This is a genomic window from Pseudomonas mangiferae (genome assembly GCF_007109405.1).
GTDB lineage: Bacteria > Pseudomonadota > Gammaproteobacteria > Pseudomonadales > Pseudomonadaceae > Pseudomonas_T > Pseudomonas_T mangiferae.
Genome location: NZ_VJOY01000006.1, coordinates 41,961 through 59,706, shown reverse-complemented (window position 1 = coordinate 59,706; position 17,746 = coordinate 41,961). Strand labels below are relative to the sequence as shown.

At 69.2% G+C, this 17,746-nt stretch carries 13 protein-coding genes; 1 reads left to right on the top strand and 12 read right to left on the bottom strand.

Going from position 1 to position 17,746, the window contains the following annotated elements:
* Positions 1–229: 229 nt before the first annotated feature.
* The 8 genes from FM069_RS09760 to FM069_RS09725 form a co-directional block, all read right to left on the bottom strand.
* Positions 230–2,617: an efflux RND transporter permease subunit gene (locus FM069_RS09760; RefSeq protein WP_143488112.1), complete on the bottom strand. Its 2,388-nt coding sequence runs from the start codon at positions 2,615–2,617 to the stop codon at positions 230–232.
* A 15-nt stretch (positions 2,618–2,632) separates the two neighbouring features.
* Complete coding sequence (locus tag FM069_RS09755; protein ID WP_143488111.1) at positions 2,633–3,718, bottom strand: WD40/YVTN/BNR-like repeat-containing protein; 1,086 nt, start codon at positions 3,716–3,718, stop codon at positions 2,633–2,635.
* 315 nt (positions 3,719–4,033) lie between these two features.
* The gene (gene pepN / locus FM069_RS09750) at positions 4,034–6,703 is read right to left on the bottom strand and encodes an aminopeptidase N (protein ID WP_143488110.1); all 2,670 of its coding nucleotides are present in this window, start codon (positions 6,701–6,703) and stop codon (positions 4,034–4,036) included.
* A 13-nt stretch (positions 6,704–6,716) separates the two neighbouring features.
* Entirely contained in the window at positions 6,717–7,547 is an 831-nt protein-coding gene (locus FM069_RS09745) for a DUF2797 domain-containing protein (protein ID WP_143488109.1), read from the bottom strand.
* Positions 7,544–7,804 (bottom strand): YeaC family protein, encoded by a 261-nt coding sequence (locus tag FM069_RS09740; protein WP_143488108.1) that lies wholly within the window; start codon positions 7,802–7,804, stop codon positions 7,544–7,546. The genes FM069_RS09745 and FM069_RS09740 overlap by 4 nt, the downstream gene beginning before the upstream one ends.
* A 136-nt stretch (positions 7,805–7,940) precedes the next feature.
* Entirely contained in the window at positions 7,941–8,810 is an 870-nt protein-coding gene (locus FM069_RS09735) for a rhomboid family intramembrane serine protease (protein WP_143488107.1), read from the bottom strand.
* Positions 8,807–9,781, bottom strand: a complete 975-nt coding sequence (locus FM069_RS09730; RefSeq protein ID WP_143488106.1) for a metallophosphoesterase — start codon at positions 9,779–9,781, stop codon at positions 8,807–8,809. The genes FM069_RS09735 and FM069_RS09730 overlap by 4 nt, the downstream gene beginning before the upstream one ends.
* Positions 9,781–10,668 carry an NAD(+) kinase gene (locus FM069_RS09725; RefSeq protein ID WP_143488105.1) on the bottom strand — a complete coding sequence of 296 codons (888 nt, stop codon included), beginning with the start codon at positions 10,666–10,668 and terminating at the stop codon, positions 9,781–9,783. The genes FM069_RS09730 and FM069_RS09725 overlap by 1 nt, the downstream gene beginning before the upstream one ends.
* A 32-nt stretch (positions 10,669–10,700) precedes the next feature.
* Between FM069_RS09725 and FM069_RS09720 the strand changes: the two genes are divergently transcribed.
* Complete coding sequence (locus FM069_RS09720; protein ID WP_143488104.1) at positions 10,701–11,705, top strand: DUF1853 family protein; 1,005 nt, start codon at positions 10,701–10,703, stop codon at positions 11,703–11,705.
* A 270-nt stretch (positions 11,706–11,975) separates the two neighbouring features.
* Here the strand turns inward: FM069_RS09720 and FM069_RS09715 are convergent, their stop codons facing one another.
* The 4 genes from FM069_RS09715 to FM069_RS09700 all read right to left on the bottom strand — a co-directional run bounded on the left by FM069_RS09715 (position 11,976) and on the right by FM069_RS09700 (position 17,670).
* Positions 11,976–13,085 (bottom strand): cyclic nucleotide-binding domain-containing protein, encoded by a 1,110-nt coding sequence (locus FM069_RS09715; protein WP_143488103.1) that lies wholly within the window; start codon positions 13,083–13,085, stop codon positions 11,976–11,978.
* A complete protein-coding gene (locus tag FM069_RS09710; RefSeq protein WP_407681573.1) occupies positions 13,082–14,056 on the bottom strand; it encodes a 1-aminocyclopropane-1-carboxylate deaminase/D-cysteine desulfhydrase in 975 nt (324 codons plus the stop codon). Before FM069_RS09710 ends, FM069_RS09715 begins: the two co-directional genes overlap by 4 nt.
* A gap of 2 nt (positions 14,057–14,058) precedes the next feature.
* Positions 14,059–15,423 (bottom strand): chromosome partitioning protein ParA, encoded by a 1,365-nt coding sequence (locus FM069_RS09705; RefSeq protein ID WP_143488102.1) that lies wholly within the window; start codon positions 15,421–15,423, stop codon positions 14,059–14,061.
* A gap of 213 nt (positions 15,424–15,636) precedes the next feature.
* Positions 15,637–17,670 carry an NADPH-dependent 2,4-dienoyl-CoA reductase gene (locus tag FM069_RS09700; protein ID WP_143488101.1) on the bottom strand — a complete coding sequence of 678 codons (2,034 nt, stop codon included), beginning with the start codon at positions 17,668–17,670 and terminating at the stop codon, positions 15,637–15,639.
* Between the last annotated feature and the right edge of the window lie 76 nt (positions 17,671–17,746).

The following is a 17,746-nucleotide window of genomic DNA, read 5'->3' as shown; positions in this document are numbered from 1 at the left end:
CGAATAGCCCGCAGGCCGTTCGGACGAAGCCTGCCCAGCCGGCAATCGGAACGCCCAGCTAAGCCACCCGGCCGGACATTGTCCCGACTGAGAGAATCCCCCAGCCGGGTCTCGCAATCCGGACCACCGGCAGAGCGACCGCGTCCTCGCCCGCCTGACACTGAATCCCAACCCGCAGAAACGACGATGCCGGGCCAAGGCCCGGCATCGTGTGTCCCGCGTACGCGGTTCAGTGCGCCAGCAGCGAACCGCCCGCGCGCCCGGCCAGGCGCTCCGGCCGAATCAGGAAGCGCGCCAGGGCCGGCAGCAGCCAGAGGGCGCCGAACATGTTCCACAGCAGCATGAAGGTCAGCATCAGGCCCATGTCCGCCTGGAACTTGATGGCGGAGAACATCCAGGTGGCGACGCCGATGGCCAGGCACAGCCCGGTGAACAGTACCGCCTTGCCGGTGGACTTGAGGGTCTCGTAGTAGGCCTCCTGCAACGGCAGGCCGGCCCGCAGGAAACTCTCCAGGCGGCTGTAGATGTAGATGCCGTAGTCCACGCCGATGCCCACGCCCAGGGCGATCACCGGCAGGGTTGCCACCTTCACGCCGATGCCCAGGGCGGCCATCAGGGCGTTGCCCAGCACCGAAGTGAGGATCAGCGGCAGGATGATGCACAGGGTCGCCGCCGGCGAACGGAAGGTGATCATGCACATGGTGGCGACGCACAGGTACACCAGGATCAGGATGATCAGTTCGGAGCGGGCGATCACCTCGTTGGTGGCCGCCTCGATCCCGGCGTTGCCGGCGGCCAGGAGGAATTCCGGGCCATCCGCCTTGTGTTCGGCGGCGAACTGCTCCACGGCCCCTACGGCGCGCTTGAGCGTGGCGGCCTTGTGGTCCTCGAGGAACACCAGCAGCGGCGCCAGGGAGCAGTCGGCGTTGTACAGCCCGTCGGCGCGGCTGATGGAGTTGTTCAGCACATCCTGGTTGCGCGACAGGCCCTCCCATTTGAGGTTGCCCTCGTTCATCCCCTTGATGACCTGCTTGGACACGCTCACCAGGGAGATGGCCGACTGCACCCCCTCGGTGTTGTTGAGCTTCCACGCCAGCTGGTCCATGGGCTCCATGGCAGCGTAGGTGGAACAGCCTTCCCGGGGCGTCTTGACCATCACCACCAGCACGTCGGAGCTGGTGGAGTAGTGCTGGATCAGGAACGCATTGTCGCGGTTATAGCGGGAATCCGGACGCAGTTCCGGCGCGCCCTGGTCCAGGTCGCCGATCTGCAGGTTGTGCTTCTGGTACCAGAAGCCGCCGACCCCGGCCACCAGTGCCAGCACCACCGAAATGGGCGCCACCGCCGGGTGGGCGAAGTTGGACAGCAGCCGCCAGAACGGATGCTCGCTCACCGCGTCGCGCTTGCTGCGCTCCACCGCCTTGCGGCTGATGCCGACGTAGGAAATGGCCACCGGCAGCAGGATCAGGTTGGTGAAGACGATCACCGCCACGCCGATGGAGGCGCCGATGGCCAGTTCTCGGATCACCCCGATGTCGATCACCAGCAGGGTGATGAAGCCCACGGCGTCGGCGAGGATGGCGATCATCCCCGGCAGGAACAGCTGGCGGAAGGTGCGCCGCGCCGCCGTGAGGGCGTTGTCCGCGCCGCTGGACTGCAGGGCGATGCCGTTGATCTTCTGCACCCCGTGGGAGATGCCGATGGCGAAGATCAGGAACGGCACCAGCATCGAGTAGGGGTCGAGGCCGAAGCCCACGGTGTGCATCAGGCCCAGCTGCCAGACCACCGCGATCAGCGTCGTGGACAGCACCGCCACCGTGCTGCGGAGGCACCAGGTGAACCAGTAGAGCAGCACCAGGGTGATGAGGAAGGCGATGCCGAAGAACGCCACCACCATGATCAGGCCGTCGATCAGGTCGCCCACCTTCTTGGCGAAGCCGACGATGTGCACCTTGACGTTGGGGTTCTGCGCCTCGTACTTGTCGCGGATCTTCTCTTCCAGCTCATGGGAGAACTGGCGGTAGTCCAGGCTCAGCAGGTGGCCCTGGTCCTCGGGGTCCGGGTAGGACTCCAGCAGCGGCACGTCGATGATGCTGGACCCGAAGTCGTTGGCCACCAGGCGACCGATCTGCCCGGACTTGAGCACGTTGTTGCGCAGCTCGTCGAGGCTGGCCGGGGAGCCGTCGTAGGTCTGCGGGATCACCTCGCCGCCGGCGAAGCCTTCCTCGGTGACCTCGGTCCAGCGCACGCTGGGGCTCCACAGGGACTTGAGGCCGGAGCGGTCGACGCCGGGGATGTAGAACACCTCGTCGTTGATCTGCCGCAGGGTCTCCATGTAGTCCTTGCTGAAGATGTCGCCGTCCCGCGCTTCCACCGAGATGCGCACGGTGTTGCCCAGGTTGGCCAGGTCGTTGCGGTGCTCCATCATCTTCTCGATGTAGGGATGGTGGAGCGGGATCATCTTCTCGAAGCTGGTGGACGGGCGGATGTGCAGGGCCTGGTAGAACAGGAACAGGCTGACCAGCAGGCAGATGACGATGACCGCCGGCCGGTTGTTGAAGATCAGGCGTTCCAGCAGGCTCGCCTTGTCCTGGTGATGGGTGCTGACGATGCTCATGACTCGGCTCCGGCGTTATCGTTGGGGGTCGCTGCCGGTCGGCGTGGCGACGCGAATGCCGCCCTGCCCCACCAGGATCAGATTGCCCTTGGCATCGGCGGTGGCCGCCGACAGGGACAGCCGGTCGGGCCGGTTGAGCACGGCGAACGAGGCGCCGTCATCGTGACTGACCAGCACGCTGCCGCCGTGGCCCACCACGACCAGCGAGTCATCGGCCAGCAGCGCGCCGCCGGCCAGGCCGAACTCCAGGGTGCCGCCGCTGGCGTTCTTCAGGGCGACCGCCGTCCAGCTGGCGCCGAAGTCCGTGGAGCGGTAGAGGTTGCCGCGCAGGCCGTAGGCCACCAGAGTGCCCGGCTGGGCAGTGCCGGTGACGCCGAACAGCGAGCCCTGGTACGGGCCCTCGATCTTCTCCCAGGTGGCGCCGCCGTCGGCGGAGCGGAACATGCTGCCCATCTCGCCCACCACGAACAGCCCGGCGTCCTTCACCGCGGCGATGGCGTTGAGGTGGTACTGGTCTTCGTTGTCCAGGCGGTCGCTGACGTCTTGCCAGTCGTGGCCGCCGTCAGTGGTCTCCAGCAGCGCCCCGTAGGCGCCCACGGCGTAGCCCACCTGGGCGTCCTTGAACCAGATATCCAGCAGCGGCGCCTCGCGCTTGAGGTCCTCGAACTGCAGGGTCCAGGTGGCGCCACCGTCCTCGCTGGCGAGGATCTGGGCGTCGTGGCCCACCGCCCAGCCATGGCGGTCATTGATGAAGTAGACGGCGGTGAGCAACTGCCGGGTCGGCACCTTGGCCTGCGTCCAGTGGGCGCCGTCGTCGTCGGAATAGAGGATGTGGCCGCGTTCCCCCACCGCCACCAGCCGGCTACCGGCATGAACGACGTCGATCAGCAGCCCGTGGACCGCGCGCGGGGATTCGATGGCGTAGACGGCGGCGGGCTCGGCCGCCAGGAGGGATACGGGAAACGCCGCCAGGGGACAGGCGGCCAGTGCGGCGTACAAGCAGAACGCCTTGCCCAGTGAAGCGCGGAAGCGGAACGTCGCGGCGGACGGGCACTGCTCAAGCACGTCGGACTGAGTGCGCCACGAAACGGGCTCACGCATACACATTCCTCTTATTGTTATTAGTGATACTGCCCAGGGCAGGGGCCCCATGCTAGCCAGATTTCGGAAGCCCTGACAATCGACCGGACGTTATGTTTTGTTACGCCGAAACCCGCGTGCTTGACGGCTCATCGGGGCGTGAATCTCGCAAAAGCAACTGGCTGAATGATGGACGGCGACGGGCGGCCGCCAGGAAGACGGGAGCGGGAGGCGCCGCGCGGCGACCCGCCCTGCGGGGCGAGTCCGCTGGGACACCGACGGCGGGCGCCGGCGAAAGGAAGGAACGAGGGGGCCGGGAACCGGCCCCGATGAACCTCAGGCGAGGCTCTTGCTCACCACTTCGTACACGTCGCTGGACAGCGGGCCGGAGGCCAGGATGCGCTCCAGCTCGCCGCGCATCAGGCCCTGGCGGGCCTCGTCGTACTTGCGCCAGCGGGTCAGCGGGGTCAGCTGGCGGGACGCGATCTGCGGGTTCAGGGCGTTGAGGGCGATCACCTGGTCGGCGAGGAAACGGTAGCCGGCGCCGTCCGCCCGGTGGAAGTTCACCAGGTTCTGGTTGGCAAAGGCGCCGATCAGGGCGCGCACCTTGTTGGGGTTCTTCAGGGTGAAGGCCGGGTGGCCCATCAGCGCCTGCACCCGCTCCAGGCCGCCCGGCAGCGGGTTGCCGGCCTGGACGCTGAACCACTGGTCCATGACCAGCGGGTTGTCCTTGAAGTGCTCGGCGAAGGCCTCCAGGGCCCGCGCCTTGTCGTCCTCGAACGGCGACTGCACCAGCACCGCCAGGGCGGTCAGGCGCTCGGTCATGTTGTCGCAGTGCTGGTACTGGTCGAGGCAGGCCTCGAGGATCTCCGGCCGCGCGCTCAGCATCAGGTAGGACAGCGCGATGTTCTGCAGGCTGCGGCGGGCGATCTGGTCGGCCTGGACGGCATAGGCGACCCGCTGGGACTCGGCGCGGTTGGCCCGGTAGCGGGCCAGCAGCGGCTCGTACAGCGCCTCGGCGATGGCGCGGCGGGCGAATTCCCGGGCTGCGTGGATGGCCTCCACGTCCGCCACCTCGCTGATCTCCGCCAGGTAGGCTTCGCCGGGCAGCGAGAGCATCTCGGCCACCATGGCCTGGTCCAGGCTGTCGTCGGCCAGCACGCTGCGCAGGGCCTCCGGCAGACGCGGGTCCAGCACCAGGGCGTCGCCGCGGCGATGGGCCTCGATCAGCTCCTGCAGCACCTGTACCGACAGCTGCTGCGCCGCGTCCCAGCGGTTGAACCCGTCGCTGTCGTGCTGCATGAGGAACATCAGTTGGTCGCGACCGTAGGGGAAGCTCAGCTTCACCGGCGCGGAGAAGCCCCGCAGCAGGGACGGCAGCGGCTTCGCCGGGACGTCGAGGAAGGTGAAGGTCTGCTCCGCCTCGGTCACCTGGATCACCCGGTTGCTGCCAGCGGCGGTCGCCTCGCCTTCCAGGCGCAGCGGCAGCGGGTGGCCGGCCGGGTCCAGCAGGCCCAGCTCCACCGGGATCACGAACGGCTGCTTCTGCGGTTGGCCGGGGGTGGCCGGGCAGCTCTGGCGGAAGGTCAGGCTGTAGCGCCGGGCCTCGGTGTCGTAGCGCTCGTTCACCTCCAGGCGCGGCGTGCCGGACTGGCTGTACCAGCGCTTGAACTGGGTCAGGTCGACGCCGTTGGCGTCCTCCATGGCCTTGACGAAGTCGTCGCAGGTCACCGCCTGGCCGTCATGCCGCTCGAAGTACAGGTCGGTCCCCTTGCGGAAGCCCTCGGCCCCCAGCAGGGTGTGGATCATCCGCACCACTTCCGAGCCCTTCTCGTACACCGTCAGGGTGTAGAAGTTGGAAATCTCGATGAAGGCGTCCGGGCGCACCGGGTGGGCCATGGGGCCGGCGTCCTCGGCGAACTGGTGGGTGCGCAGGTAGGCGACGTCCTCCACCCGCTTCACCGTGCGGGAATTCATGTCGGCGGAGAACTCGGCGTCGCGGAACACCGTGAAGCCTTCCTTCAGGGACAGCTGGAACCAGTCGCGGCAGGTGACCCGGTTGCCCGACCAGTTGTGAAAATACTCGTGGGCGACGATCGCCTCGACCCGCTGGTGAGCGGCGTCGGTGGCGGTCTCGGCCTTGGCCAGCACCGCGCTGGAGTTGAAGATGTTGAGGCCCTTGTTCTCCATGGCGCCCATGTTGAAGTCGTTCACCGCGACGATCATGAAGATGTCCAGGTCGTACTCGCGGCCGTAGACCTCTTCGTCCCAGCGCATGGACTTCTTCAGGCTGTCCATGGCGTGCTGGCACTTGTCGATGTTCTCCGGCTCCACGTAGATGCGCAGGGCGACGTCGCGGCCACTGTGGGTCCTGAATGCGTCCTCGACGCACCAGAGGTCGCCCGCCACCAGGGCGAACAGGTAGGCCGGCTTCTTGAACGGGTCTTCCCAGGTGGCCCAGTGACGACCGCCCTCCTCGCTGCCGGTGGCCAGCGGGTTGCCGTTGGAGAGCAGCACCGGGTAGCGCTGCTTGTCGGCGCTGAGGGTGGTGGTGAAGCGGCTCATCACGTCGGGGCGGTCGAGGTAGTAGGTGATCTTGCGGAAACCCTCGGCCTCGCACTGGGTGCAGAACATCTTGCCGGACTTGTACAGCCCCTCCAGGGCGGTGTTGCGTTCCGGGTGGATGCGCACGCTGCTGTCCAGGACGAAGCGCGCCTGCCGCGGCTGCAGGCTCAGCTGGTTGTCGTCCAGGCGGTAGTCCCCCGCCTCCAGCGCCTGGTCGTCCAGGGACAGGGACAGCAGCTCCAGCTCCTGGCCGTGCAGCACCAGCGGCGGCAGCGCGCCCGCGGCCTCGTGCACCCGCTCGGGGTTGCGGCGCATCACCAGTTGGGCATGGACCAGGGTGTGGTCCTCGAACAGCTCGAAGGTCAGGTGGGTTTCGTCGATCAGGTAGTCCGGCGCCTGATAGTCCTTCAGGTAGATCATCTTCGGCTGTTCGGTACGCATGGGCTTCTTGCCTCTAGTGAGCGTGCACGGCCAGCTGGTAGGCCGTGTACTTGCGGATATTGATCACGCCGGTATCCAGGATCAGATACTGGCCCTTGATGCCGTGCAGGGTACCGTCCACCACCGGTGTCTTGTCCAGATCGAGGCTGACCACCTTCGTCGGATAGCCCTCCACCGGGTAGCGGATCTCCACCGGCGCCAGGTCGGTCACCGGCTGGATCGCCTGCAGGCCGAAGCGCTGCTGCAGGGCCAGCAGGCCCTCGGCGCAGCGATCCAGTATCTGGTCGCGCAGGGCCGGCAGGTCCAGAGGCGTGGCGTCCCCCTTGAGCAGCGCGCGCCAGTTGGTGCGGTCGGTGACCTGGCTGCGCAGCAGGTCTTCCACCAGCCCGGACTGCTGCCGGGTGGCCACCCGCAGGATCGGCAGCGCCTGGATGGCGCCCTGGTCGATCCAGCGGGTCGGGATCTGCGAAGCGCGGGTGATGCCCACCTTCACCCCGGAGGAATTGGCCAGGTAGACCACGTGGTCGGTCATGCAGAAGCGCTCGCCCCAGTCGGGGTCGCGGCAGGTGCCCAGCGCGTGGTGGCAGCGCTCCGGGCTGACGATGCACAGGTCGCACTGGGGCAGGCGGGTGAAGCACGGGTAGCAGTAGCCCTGGGCGAAGCTCTTGCGGGTGCGCCGGCCGCAGTGGCTGCAGTGGATCTCGCCCAGGTATTCCAGGCGCAACCGGCGGCCGATCAACGGGTTCACCGCCAGGTCCTGCTCCCCCAGGCGCAGGCTGTAGCGCACCGGGGATTCGAGTTGTACCGACAGCTTGCTCAGGGTGCCGCGGCCCAGCTCGGTCAATGGATGGCGTCCGAGGCGTGCAGGAGGTTGGGGATCGTCTGGGACTTGGAGGCGCAGTGCTGGTCGCCCATGTAGCCGGTGCGCTGGTCTTCCGGCAGGTGCTGCGCCTCGTAGGCGATCATCGCCTGCAGGCTCAGCTCCTTCTGCTCCTGGGTGAGCTTGCGGCCGTCGGCCCACTTGCCGGTTTCCACCGCCAGCTTGAGGCTTTCGTAGACATCCGGGGTGAGGGTGCTGATCAGGTGGGCGAACGAGGACATGGAGGATCTCCCGGTAAACGCGACAGCGGAAAAGGACGGCATTCTAGGGGCTGCACGGCCCTCCGTCGAGGAAAGGCCGGGCCGGGCGACGACCTTCCGGCGCTGCCTCGCCGCTCTTCCCGTCTGTTGCCGAGGCCTAGCGGCGCCAGCGCGCCAAGGCACCGCCCAGTAGCCCGCTGGCGCAGCCGGCCAGCAGGCCGCCGACATGGGCCGCGTTGGCCACCGCCACCCCGCCCAGGGAGAACACCCCGGTCAGGCACAGCAGCAGCCAGCCGAGCATCATCGCCAGCACGCCGCGGGGCAGGCGGAACGCCGGGTGGGGCGCCAGCCACTGGTACAGCCAGCAATACCCGAGCAACCCGTAGAGCACGCCGGAGAGGCCACCGAACAGGCCCGGCCCGCCGTAGACGTACTGCGCCACGTTGGAGGCCAGCCCGAAGACCAGGGTCAGCAGCACCAGCATCAGCCCGCCCTGGCGCGCCTCGATGCGCCGCCCCAGTTCCCAGTACCACAGGGCGTTGAACACCAAGTGCAGCGGTCCCATCCCGGGAATCCAGAAATGCAGCAGGATCGGCGAGAACAGCCGCCACCACTGGCCGGACAGGGTGTCCGAAAGGGGCGCGAACCAGAGGTAGTCACCCTGGACGTGGAAGTCGAGGAAGGTGAACCAGCGCACCAGGGCGAGGTTCTCGCCCATCAGGGTGACCAGCGACACCAGCAGCGCGGCCAGCAGCACCAGCAGGGTCACCGGGCTGGACCGCGCGCGGCGCCAGGCACTCTCGCCCGCGGGAGCCGGCGTGCCCGCCAGCAGCGGCTCGGGGGCACCCGCCGGCAGCCGCGCGTAGAGGCTACGCACCTCTTCCGCCCAGTGCCCGTCCGGCACCCAGAGCACCTGCTCGCCGGCGTCCTCGCTGACCCGGCAGGGCACCTTCAGGCGCTCCAGCAGGGCGATGAAGCCCCGCAGATCCTGGCCCAGCGGCAGGCGCAGGGCGACCACCGGCTTCATCCCGCATCTCCCGGTGGCTGCACCTCGACCCAGACGAACTTGTGGGGGTCGAGGCGGGTTTCGTCGTCCAGCCGGTAGGCCACCAGCTTGCCGTGCATCACCGCGCTGTAGTCAAGGCAGGCCAGGTTGGCGCGGATCGGCGCCGGGCGGCCACGCCGCCAGTAGTGGCCGACGAACAGCAGCGGCTCGTGGGGGCCGTACAGCAGCAGGTTGGCCTTCTGCGCCGTGCTCAGGGGGCGCTCGGCGATGTGCTCGGGCAGGGCATCGGGCTGGAACACCACGTCGCCGTAGGTCTGGGGGTCTTCCTCCCAGAACTTGGTGCGGAACGCAGTGCGGGTCAGGCCGTCGCGCCCGGTGAGGGCGACGCCCTGGGGCAGCGGCATGTCGGTACCGCGCAGCAGGCGGGCGGCAGCCCGGGCGGCCAGGCTGCCGGGTACCGCCGACTCGCGGACGAAGGCCTCGTCGATGCAGCCGTCGGGGTGGATGGCCCGTACCCCGTCGATCAGTTCGGCGTCCCAGCAGGCGTGCACCAGGCGGAAGCGCCCGGCGTCGATGAACAGCGGCAGGCGGTGGAACCAGCCGAGGAAGTCGCGCCATTCTTCCGGGTAGCGCTCGAACTGCGCCTGGGTTTCCTGCAGCAGCCGGGCGTGGCGCGGGGTGTGCTCATGGACGAACTGGCGGCCGCTGCCGGCCGGGGCCGGGGTGTGCCAGCCCAGGGCGCTGAATTCGTGGTTGCCCATGATGCAGGCGGCCTGGCCGGCCTCCACCATGCCGTGCACCAGGTGCAGCGCCTCGCGGATGCGCGGGCCCCGGTCGATGAGGTCGCCGAGGAACAGCGCCATGCGCCGCTTGTGCCGCCAGACGCCGCCTTCGGGCCGGTAGTCCAGCTCCACCAGCAGGCGTTCGAGGGTATGGGCACACCCGTGGATATCGCCGATCAGGTCGTAGCCGCGCCGCGGGTCCAGGTGCATCAGTCGACTCCGCCCAGCCGGCTGCCCCAGCCCAGCTTGGTGCGGCAGATCTCGTAGTAGTTGTGGTCGATGGGGTGGATCAGCCGCAGCTTCTGCGACTTCTTGTTCACCGTGATGGCGTCGCCCGGGGCGCAGGTGAAGTGGTTCTGCCCGTCGCAGGACACCAGCGGGTAGATCTGCAGGGCCGGCGAGACGACGATCTTCAGCTCGCTGTTGCTGTCCACCACGATCGGCCGGCTGGACAGGGTATGGGGGCACATCGGCACGATGACGATGGCGTCCAGCTTGGGGTGCATGATCGGCCCGCCGGCGGACAGGGCGTAGGCGGTGGAACCGGTGGGCGTCGCCACGATCAGCCCGTCGGCCTTCTGGGTGCAGACGAACTGGCCGTCGATGTGCATCTCGAACTCGATCATCTTGGTGGACTTGCCGGGGTGCAGCACCACGTCGTTGAGGGCGTCGCCCTGGCCGATGGCCTCGCCGTTGCGGCGCACCTCGGCCTCCAGCAGGAAGCGGCTCTCGACGATGTACTCGCCGTCGAGCACTTCCGCCACCTTCACTTCCAGCTCGTCCGGCTTGATGTCGGTGAGAAAGCCCAGGCTGCCGCGGTTGATCCCCAGCACCGGCACCTTGTGCCGCGCCAGGGCGCGGGCCGCACCGAGCATGCTGCCATCGCCGCCCACCACGATCACCAGGTCGCAGACTTCGCCGAGGTTCTTGCGCGAGGAAATCTGCAGGCCGTGGCCGGGCAGCGCATCGGCGATGGTCTCTTCGAGGATCACGTGCAGGTGCCGGTCCAGCAGGAAGCGCTTGAGCCGGCGGATGGTATCGAGGACCTGGGCGCTGCCCAGACGACCGATGATGCCGATATTGCGGAACTGCTCCATGGGGCTCTCTGCAGCGGGCGGGAGCCTCGATTATGGGCGAAAGCCCGACGCAGCGGCAAACCGCGCGGCGGCCCGCAGCGGCTATGCTGGCGGCCATGACGCCCTTCTTCGCCCTCCTCGACCTGCCCCGCCGGTTGCACCCGCCCGCCGTCCGAGACCTGGCCTGGACGCTGGTCTCGCCGCCGCTGCTGAACGACGCCCGCGAGCAACGCCACCCCCTGGTCGCCAGCGCCTGGGCGGCGGACCCGCAACGCCTGGCGGACTGGCTGCTGGCGCTGCAGCGGGACCCCGCTCCGCTGGAACGGTGGCTGCAAGTGCCGGAGCGGCGCCTGGGTCGCTATTCCGAACGGCTCTGGCGCTTCGCCCTGGAGCGGGCGCCAGGGGTGCGCCTGCACGCCGGCAACCTGGCAGTGCGCCGGGGCGGGCGCACCGTCGGCGAGCTGGACCTGCTGCTGGAGGACGACGAAGGCCTGCAGCACATCGAACTGGCGGTGAAGTTCTACCTGGGCGACCCCGCCGCGCTGCCAGGCCGGGACTGGCTGGGGCCTGATCGCCGCGACCGTCTGGACCTCAAGCGGGCCCACCTGCTGGAGCACCAGCTGCCCCTGGGCCGCCATCCGGATACCCTCGCCCTGCTGGCGGGCCGGGGCCTCGGGGCGCCCCGCTCCCGCTACTGGCTCACCGGCTACCTGTTCCACCCCGCGCACGCTGGCTTCGATGCGCCGCCCGGTGCCAACCCGGCCCACCTGCGAGGGCGCTGGCTGCGCCGCAGCGATTGGCCGGCCCTGCGGGCCCAAGCACCCGCGAGTCGCTGGGTGGAGTTGCCACGCCTGGCCTGGCTCGCCCCGGCCCAGGGCGTTTTCAGCACGGACGGACGCCTGGAAGGCCGCTTCCTGCCGGAACCGGAGCTGGATGCGGCCTCGCAGCCGGCACCGCCGAGGCTGCTGGCCCGCCTGACCTCGGCCGATGGCCACCCATGGAACGAGGTGGAACGGGTGTTCCTGGTGGATGACGACTGGTCGGGCCGGTCCGCCTGACGGCGAGCTTGCGGTGGCGGGCTGGCCCTGGGCCGCGCGTGCGGACAGAAAGACTAACGAAATGTCTGCGCCACCGAATGCGCGTTTGCAAAGCCTCTCGCGGCGGGGGTGCGAACGCCCTCGGCCAGAAGTCATGGTCGGACGGCAACCTTAACCCGATCCGGCAACCGCTCATTCCGTGTCAGGTCATGCCCGCCGCCTGCACTTACCGGTCCGGGCGAGCCATGAGATCAAGCATTCACGCCAACGAGCAAGGGAGGCCACACGCCCTCAGCTGCTGCGCTCGACGCGCCCCCCGGAGCGGGCCAGGTAGCCGGAGCCGGTCTCGCACAGCAGGCCGTCGCGCTGCACGGCGGGCAGGCCGTCGACACCATCCCGCAGGACATAGGCCTTGAAGCCCAACTGGGACAGCAGGAAGACCGCGCTGGCGCTGCGCTTGCCGCTGTCGCAATAGCACAGGTAGAGCCGCGCCGGGTCCAGCAGCCGCGCCTTCAGCCGCAGCAGGTGCAGCGGCATGTTCAGCGCCTCGCGGGCATGGCCGCGCTGGTATTCGTCGAGGAAGCGCACGTCCAGCCACTGGGCGCCGCGGTCCAGCAGGCGCGCCGCCTCACCCAGGGAGACTTCGTCCACCACCGGGGCCTTGAGCAGCGCGAAGAAATCCTGGCGGTCCAGCTGCAGCACCACGCCCTCTTCCAGCAGGGTCACCGTGGCATTGCGCGGGCGGTCCGACAGCAGCGCCTCCTCGCCGAAGCAGGCCCCCACTTCCAGTTCGGCCAGCACCTGATGCTGGCTGTCCACGCCGCGGATCACTTCGGCGCGGCCGCTCTTGAGGAAGTAGCAGCAGTCGCCCGCCTCGCCTTCCCGCAGCACGGTATGGCCCGCCAGCAGCTCCAGGCGCCGCAGGCGACGGAACATGGTGCGCACATTGCCCGGCGGCACCTTGGCGAACAGGGGGTTTTCCAGCAGACGCTCCAGCCACTCGACGTCCTCGCCCTCCTGACCCAGTTCCAGCAGCAGGTCCTGGTAGGCCGAGCGCCAGGTCACCAGGCGCGCCAGGGTGGCGCTGTCCAGAGCCAGCACGCTCACCTCGGTCAGCGCCAGGGCTTCCTGCAGGCGCGGCAGGCTGGGCGCCAGGGGGTGGCAGCTGGCCTCGCTGCCGGCCACCAGCCGCTCTTCGCGACCCTCGGCATCCCGCAGCAGCAACTCACCGGAGAGCAGGTAGTAGGTCAGGCGGGCGTGGTCGCCCCGGCGGAACAGCGACTGGCCGGCCAGCAGCGGTTGCGGCACCAGTTGCCCGCGCAGCTCCCGCCATTGCTGCTCGGACAAGCGGTTGAGCGGCGTCAGGCTGCGCAATTGTTCGGGGTTCAGCGATTCGCTCATGGTGCCTCCCGCGGACCATCGCCCTGAGTGTAGCCAGCCAGCGCCCTAAGGCGGTCCAGGCTGGCGCGACGCCCTTGCAGGCCGCCCGTGTGCACCAGCACCAGGCGCGAGCCCCGGGCCACCCGGCCCGCCGCCACCTCGCCGTGCAGCGCCAGCAGGGCCTTGGTGGTGTACAGCGGGTCCAGCGCGATGCCGGTCTTGGCTTCCCAGGCGAAGAGGAACCTCGCTAGGTCGGCATCCAGCCGCGCGAACCCGCCACGGCTGGCGTCCAGCAGGCGATAGCCCGTGTCGGGGCGCCCCGCCGCCTGCAGCAGCGCGCGCACCTGCCCGGCCACCCCGTGGTCGGCGGGCACCGCCAGCGCGCCCTGCACCGGATGGCGGCCCTCCTCCCCCATTACCAGTCCCGCCAGGGTGGTCCCGGTGCCGGCCGCCACCCACAGCGCATCGTAGTCGTCCCAGCCCAGGCTTGGCAGCCCGGCGCGGACCTGCTCCACCAGCACCGCGCAGCCAAGGGCGCCCGACAGGCCGCCCCCGCCCTCGGCCACCGGCAGCAGCCCGGGGTAGGCGTCGCGCCAGGGCGCCCAGAACCCCGCCTGGTGGCGGGCCCGGTAGCCGGCGTAGCCCAGCCAGTGCAGGGTCATGCCCCAGGCCTGCAGGTCACGTACGGTGGGAGTGTCCTGGGGAGTGCCGCGCAGCAGCCCGGCGGTGGCGAAGCCGAAGCGCTGGCCGGCGGCGGCCAGGGCGTGCAAATGATTGGAATGGGCGCCGCCCAGGCTGATCAGACCTTCGGCGCCCTCGGCCGCGGCACGGGCCAGGTGGGGTGCCAGCTTGAACCACTTGTTACCGGACAGCTGCGGGTCGATGAGGTCAAGGCGCAGCAGGGCGAGGCCCACGCCGGCCCGCGCCAGCCAGTCGGTGGCGACGGGCTGCAGCGGCGCGAGGGGGCGCCAGTCCGGCGGAACGAGGGGCAAGGTCAGCTGACAGTGCGCAGCCGGTTGCTGGCCTTGTGGCGGGCGCAGCAGTTGCTTTCGCCGGCGACGAAGCGGCTCGGCGAATCCACCCGTTCCACCGGTGTCGCGCAGCGCTCGCCACTGGGCAGGCGCGATTCGCAGGTGGGCTGCTGGTAGTGGCCGAGCCATTGGCGGTACTGGGCCTCGGAGACGAAGCACTTGGCCGCGGCGTAGGCCAGGGGGTTGTCCTGGTAGCGGGCGATGTCCTGCAGGGGAATGGTCAGGTGGCCGGCGCCGGGGTGGTAGACCACGAACACCACGCCCAGCTTGGCCAGGCGCTCGAGGATCTGGTCGCCGCTGGCACTGGCCAGGCGGTCGCGCTCCTGGCGCAGGCGCTCGATCTCCGCCTGCATCTGGCTGTCCAGTTCGTTGCGGTAGGCCAGTTCCACGTCGCGGATAGCGATCTGTTCCTTGTGCTCCACCACCGCTGCGGCGACCTTCGCCTGCAGCTCGCCGTCGAACTGGGCGCGGAGGATGTCCGCCTCGGTCCGCCCGTGGCGCTCCAGGGCGCGCAACTGGCGGGTCATTTCCTCGCGGCCCTTCTGGAAGCTGTCGGCCTGGGCGGCGAGCTGGCTCTTGAGGGCGGAGTGGCGCTCTTCCTGCTGCTTGAGGGTCTGGCGCAGGGCCTGGATTTCCGCCAACAGGAGCTTCTGCTGCTCCTCGGCGGCCAGCTTGCTGCGGGCCAGTTCGTCCTCGTGCTGCTGGGTCAGGCTGTGGATGCGCAGGCGCTGCTGCTTGATCAGTTGCGCGGTCTTCAGGCGGTGCTCGCTGTCCATCTGGGCGGCGAGCTTCTCCGCCACGTCCCGGGACGGATCGGCGGCGTACCACGTGTCTTCCGGGGCCATCTGCAGGCGCTGGGGCTCCACCGGCGGAGCGTCTTCTTCCACCAGGATGCCCAAGGTGTTGCGCTTGGCCGCGTCCCGCAGCAGCACCAGGTCGTTCTGCCCCGGGGACAGGCTGGGGTCCCACATGTGCATCTGGTGCCAGGACACCGGGCACTGGCTGCGGCAGGCCAGGCGGATCGGCCCGGCGCCCAGGTCGGGACCGCGGCCGGCGCGCTCGGCCAGGTGCCGCAGGGGCATGTTCCAGCCACCGTCGGCCTGGCCCTTCTCGTCGAAGTCCAGGTAGAAGAACACCACGGAGCGCAGCAGCAGGCGGGGGTTGATCAGCACGTAGGCGACGCGCATCTGCTGGTCGGCGAACTCGGGGAGGTTCACCACCCCGTCGAGCATGGCCTCGAATTCGGCGAAGAGCATTTCCTTGCAGATGCCGCGCTCGTTGAAGAACATCACGGCTTCGACCATGCGGGGTTTGCTCTGCATGCTCATCGGGTTTCCCTCCAGCCAACAGGGTGCGTCCCGGGCGGGAACTGCGGACGCTCCCGCGGGGAGGCCGGCACGTGTTTTTCGGCCAGTCTAGGGGAATGGAACCGCCAACAATGTGACTCGGTTGGCACTGTGCCGCACCGCCGCCCTCCCTGGCGGGAACTCTCGGGGGAAACTGTGAACCGGTTGGTAGCGGGAAAAAAGTTCCCGCCCTCCTCACAATTCTGCGGCGAGGCGCGAACCCTGGCCGATGGCGCGCTTGGCATCCAGCTCGGCAGCCACATCGGCGCCACCGATCAGGTGCACCCGTTGCCCCGCCGCTTCCAGCCCGGCCTGCAGCTCCCGCAGCGGGTCCTGGCCGGCGCAGACGATCACGGTGTCCACCGCCAGCACCCGCGGCTCGTCCTCGCCGATGCGGATGTGCAGGCCCTCGTCGTCCACCTTCAGGTACTGCACGCAGTTGAGCATCTGCACGTGCTTCATCTTCAGGCCGGCGCGGTGGATCCAGCCGGTGGTCTTGCCGAGGCCGTCGCCCACCTTGGATTTCTTGCGCTGCAGCAGCCAGACCTCGCGGGCCGCCGGTTGCGGCTGCGGGTGCAGGCCGGCGACACCGCCCCGGGCCTGCAGCCGCGTGTCGATGCCCCACTCGCGCCAGAACGCCTCGCGATCCAGGCTGGTGGACGGCCCGCTGTGGGTGATGAACTCGGACACGTCGAAGCCGATCCCGCCGGCGCCGATCACCGCCACCCGCTGGCCCACCGGCTTGCGCTCCAGCAGGGCGTCCAGGTAACCGATCACCTTGGGATGGTCGATGCCGGGGATTTCCGGGGTGCGCGGCACCACGCCGCTGGCCAGGACGATCTCGTCGAAGCCTTCCCCCACCAGCGTGTCGACGGTGGCCACTCGGTTCAGGCGCAGCTCGACGCCGGTGGTCTCCAGCTTGCGGCGGAAATAACGCAGGGTCTCGTGGAATTCTTCCTTGCCGGGGATGCGCTTGGCCACGTTGAACTGCCCGCCGATCTCCGCGCCCGCCTCGAACAGGGTGACCCGGTGGCCGCGCTCGGCGGCGACGGTGGCCGCCGCCAGCCCGGCCGGGCCGGCGCCCACCACGGCGATGCGCTTGGGCTGGGTGGTGGGCAGGTAGTTCAGCTCGGTCTCGTAGCAGGCCCGCGGGTTGACCAGGCAGGTGGTCAGCTTGCCGCCGAAGGTGTGGTCGAGACACGCCTGGTTGCAGCCGATGCAGGTGTTGATCTCGTCGGCGCGCCCGGCGGCCGCCTTGACGACGAACTGGGAGTCGGCGAGGAACGGCCGCGCCATGGACACCATATCGGCGTCGCCGGCGGCCAGTACCTGCTCCGCCACCTCCGGGGTGTTGATACGGTTGGTGGTGATCAGCGGGATCTTCACCGCGCCGCGCAGCTTGGCGGTGACCTGGGTGAAAGCCGCGCGCGGCACCTTGGTGGCGATGGTGGGGATGCGCGCCTCGTGCCAGCCGATGCCGGTGTTGATCAGGGTGGCGCCGGCCGCCTCGATGGCCTGGGCCAGGGTGACGATCTCCGCCCAGTCGCTGCCGCCTTCCACCAGGTCGAGCATGGACAAGCGATAGATGATGATGAAGTTCGGTCCCACCGCCTCGCGCACCCGGCGGACGATCTCCACCGGCAGGCGCATGCGGTTCTCGTAGCTGCCGCCCCAGCGGTCGGTGCGCTGGTTGGTGTGGGCGGCGAGGAACTGGTTGATGAAGTACCCCTCCGACCCCATGATCTCGACGCCGTCGTACTCGGCTTGCTGGGCCAGGGCGGCGCAGGTGACGAAGTCGGCGATCTGCTTCTCGATGCCCGCCTCGTCCAGCTCGTGGGGCTTGAACGGGTTGATCGGCGCCTGGATCGCGCTGGGCGCCACCGATTTGGGGCTGTAGGCGTAGCGCCCGGCATGCAGGATCTGCATGCAGATCTTGCCGCCCGCCTCGTGCACCGCCGAAGTGACGATGCGGTGCTGGGCGGCCTCGTCCTCGGTGGTCAGCTTGGCCGCCCCGGAATAGACCCCGCCTTCCACGTTGGGCCCGATGCCGCCAGTGACCATCAGGCCGACGCCGCCCCGGGCGCGCTCGGCGAAATAGGCGGCCATGCGCTCGAAGCCGTCCGGCTTCTCCTCGAGGCCGGTGTGCATCGAGCCCATCAGGGTGCGGTTGCGCAGCACGGTGAACCCCAGGTCGAGGGGCGCAAGCAGGTGCGGATAGGGGGCGGTCATGGCGGTTCTCCGGCATCGGGCGATGCGTCACGGTGGACATGCCGGCGCCTCCAGGGGCGCCGGTCGTTATGGGGCC

What these genes read in the sequence shown, in the direction of transcription:
- FM069_RS09755 (WP_143488111.1), bottom strand. Translation starts at nt 3,718, where the DNA reads ATGCGTGAGCCCGTTTCGTGGCGCACTCAGTCCGACGTGCTTGAGCAG.
- FM069_RS09725 (WP_143488105.1), bottom strand. Translation starts at nt 10,668, where the DNA reads ATGGAGCAGTTCCGCAATATCGGCATCATCGGTCGTCTGGGCAGCGCC.
- FM069_RS09715 (WP_143488103.1), bottom strand. Translation starts at nt 13,085, where the DNA reads ATGAGCGAATCGCTGAACCCCGAACAATTGCGCAGCCTGACGCCGCTC.
- FM069_RS09760 (WP_143488112.1), bottom strand. Translation starts at nt 2,617, where the DNA reads ATGAGCATCGTCAGCACCCATCACCAGGACAAGGCGAGCCTGCTGGAA.
- FM069_RS09730 (WP_143488106.1), bottom strand. Translation starts at nt 9,781, where the DNA reads ATGCACCTGGACCCGCGGCGCGGCTACGACCTGATCGGCGATATCCAC.
- FM069_RS09700 (WP_143488101.1), bottom strand. Translation starts at nt 17,670, where the DNA reads ATGACCGCCCCCTATCCGCACCTGCTTGCGCCCCTCGACCTGGGGTTC.
- FM069_RS09735 (WP_143488107.1), bottom strand. Translation starts at nt 8,810, where the DNA reads ATGAAGCCGGTGGTCGCCCTGCGCCTGCCGCTGGGCCAGGATCTGCGG.
- FM069_RS09705 (WP_143488102.1), bottom strand. Translation starts at nt 15,423, where the DNA reads ATGAGCATGCAGAGCAAACCCCGCATGGTCGAAGCCGTGATGTTCTTC.
- FM069_RS09740 (WP_143488108.1), bottom strand. Translation starts at nt 7,804, where the DNA reads ATGTCCTCGTTCGCCCACCTGATCAGCACCCTCACCCCGGATGTCTAC.
- FM069_RS09720 (WP_143488104.1), top strand. Translation starts at nt 10,701, where the DNA reads ATGGGCGAAAGCCCGACGCAGCGGCAAACCGCGCGGCGGCCCGCAGCG.
- pepN (WP_143488110.1), bottom strand. Translation starts at nt 6,703, where the DNA reads ATGCGTACCGAACAGCCGAAGATGATCTACCTGAAGGACTATCAGGCG.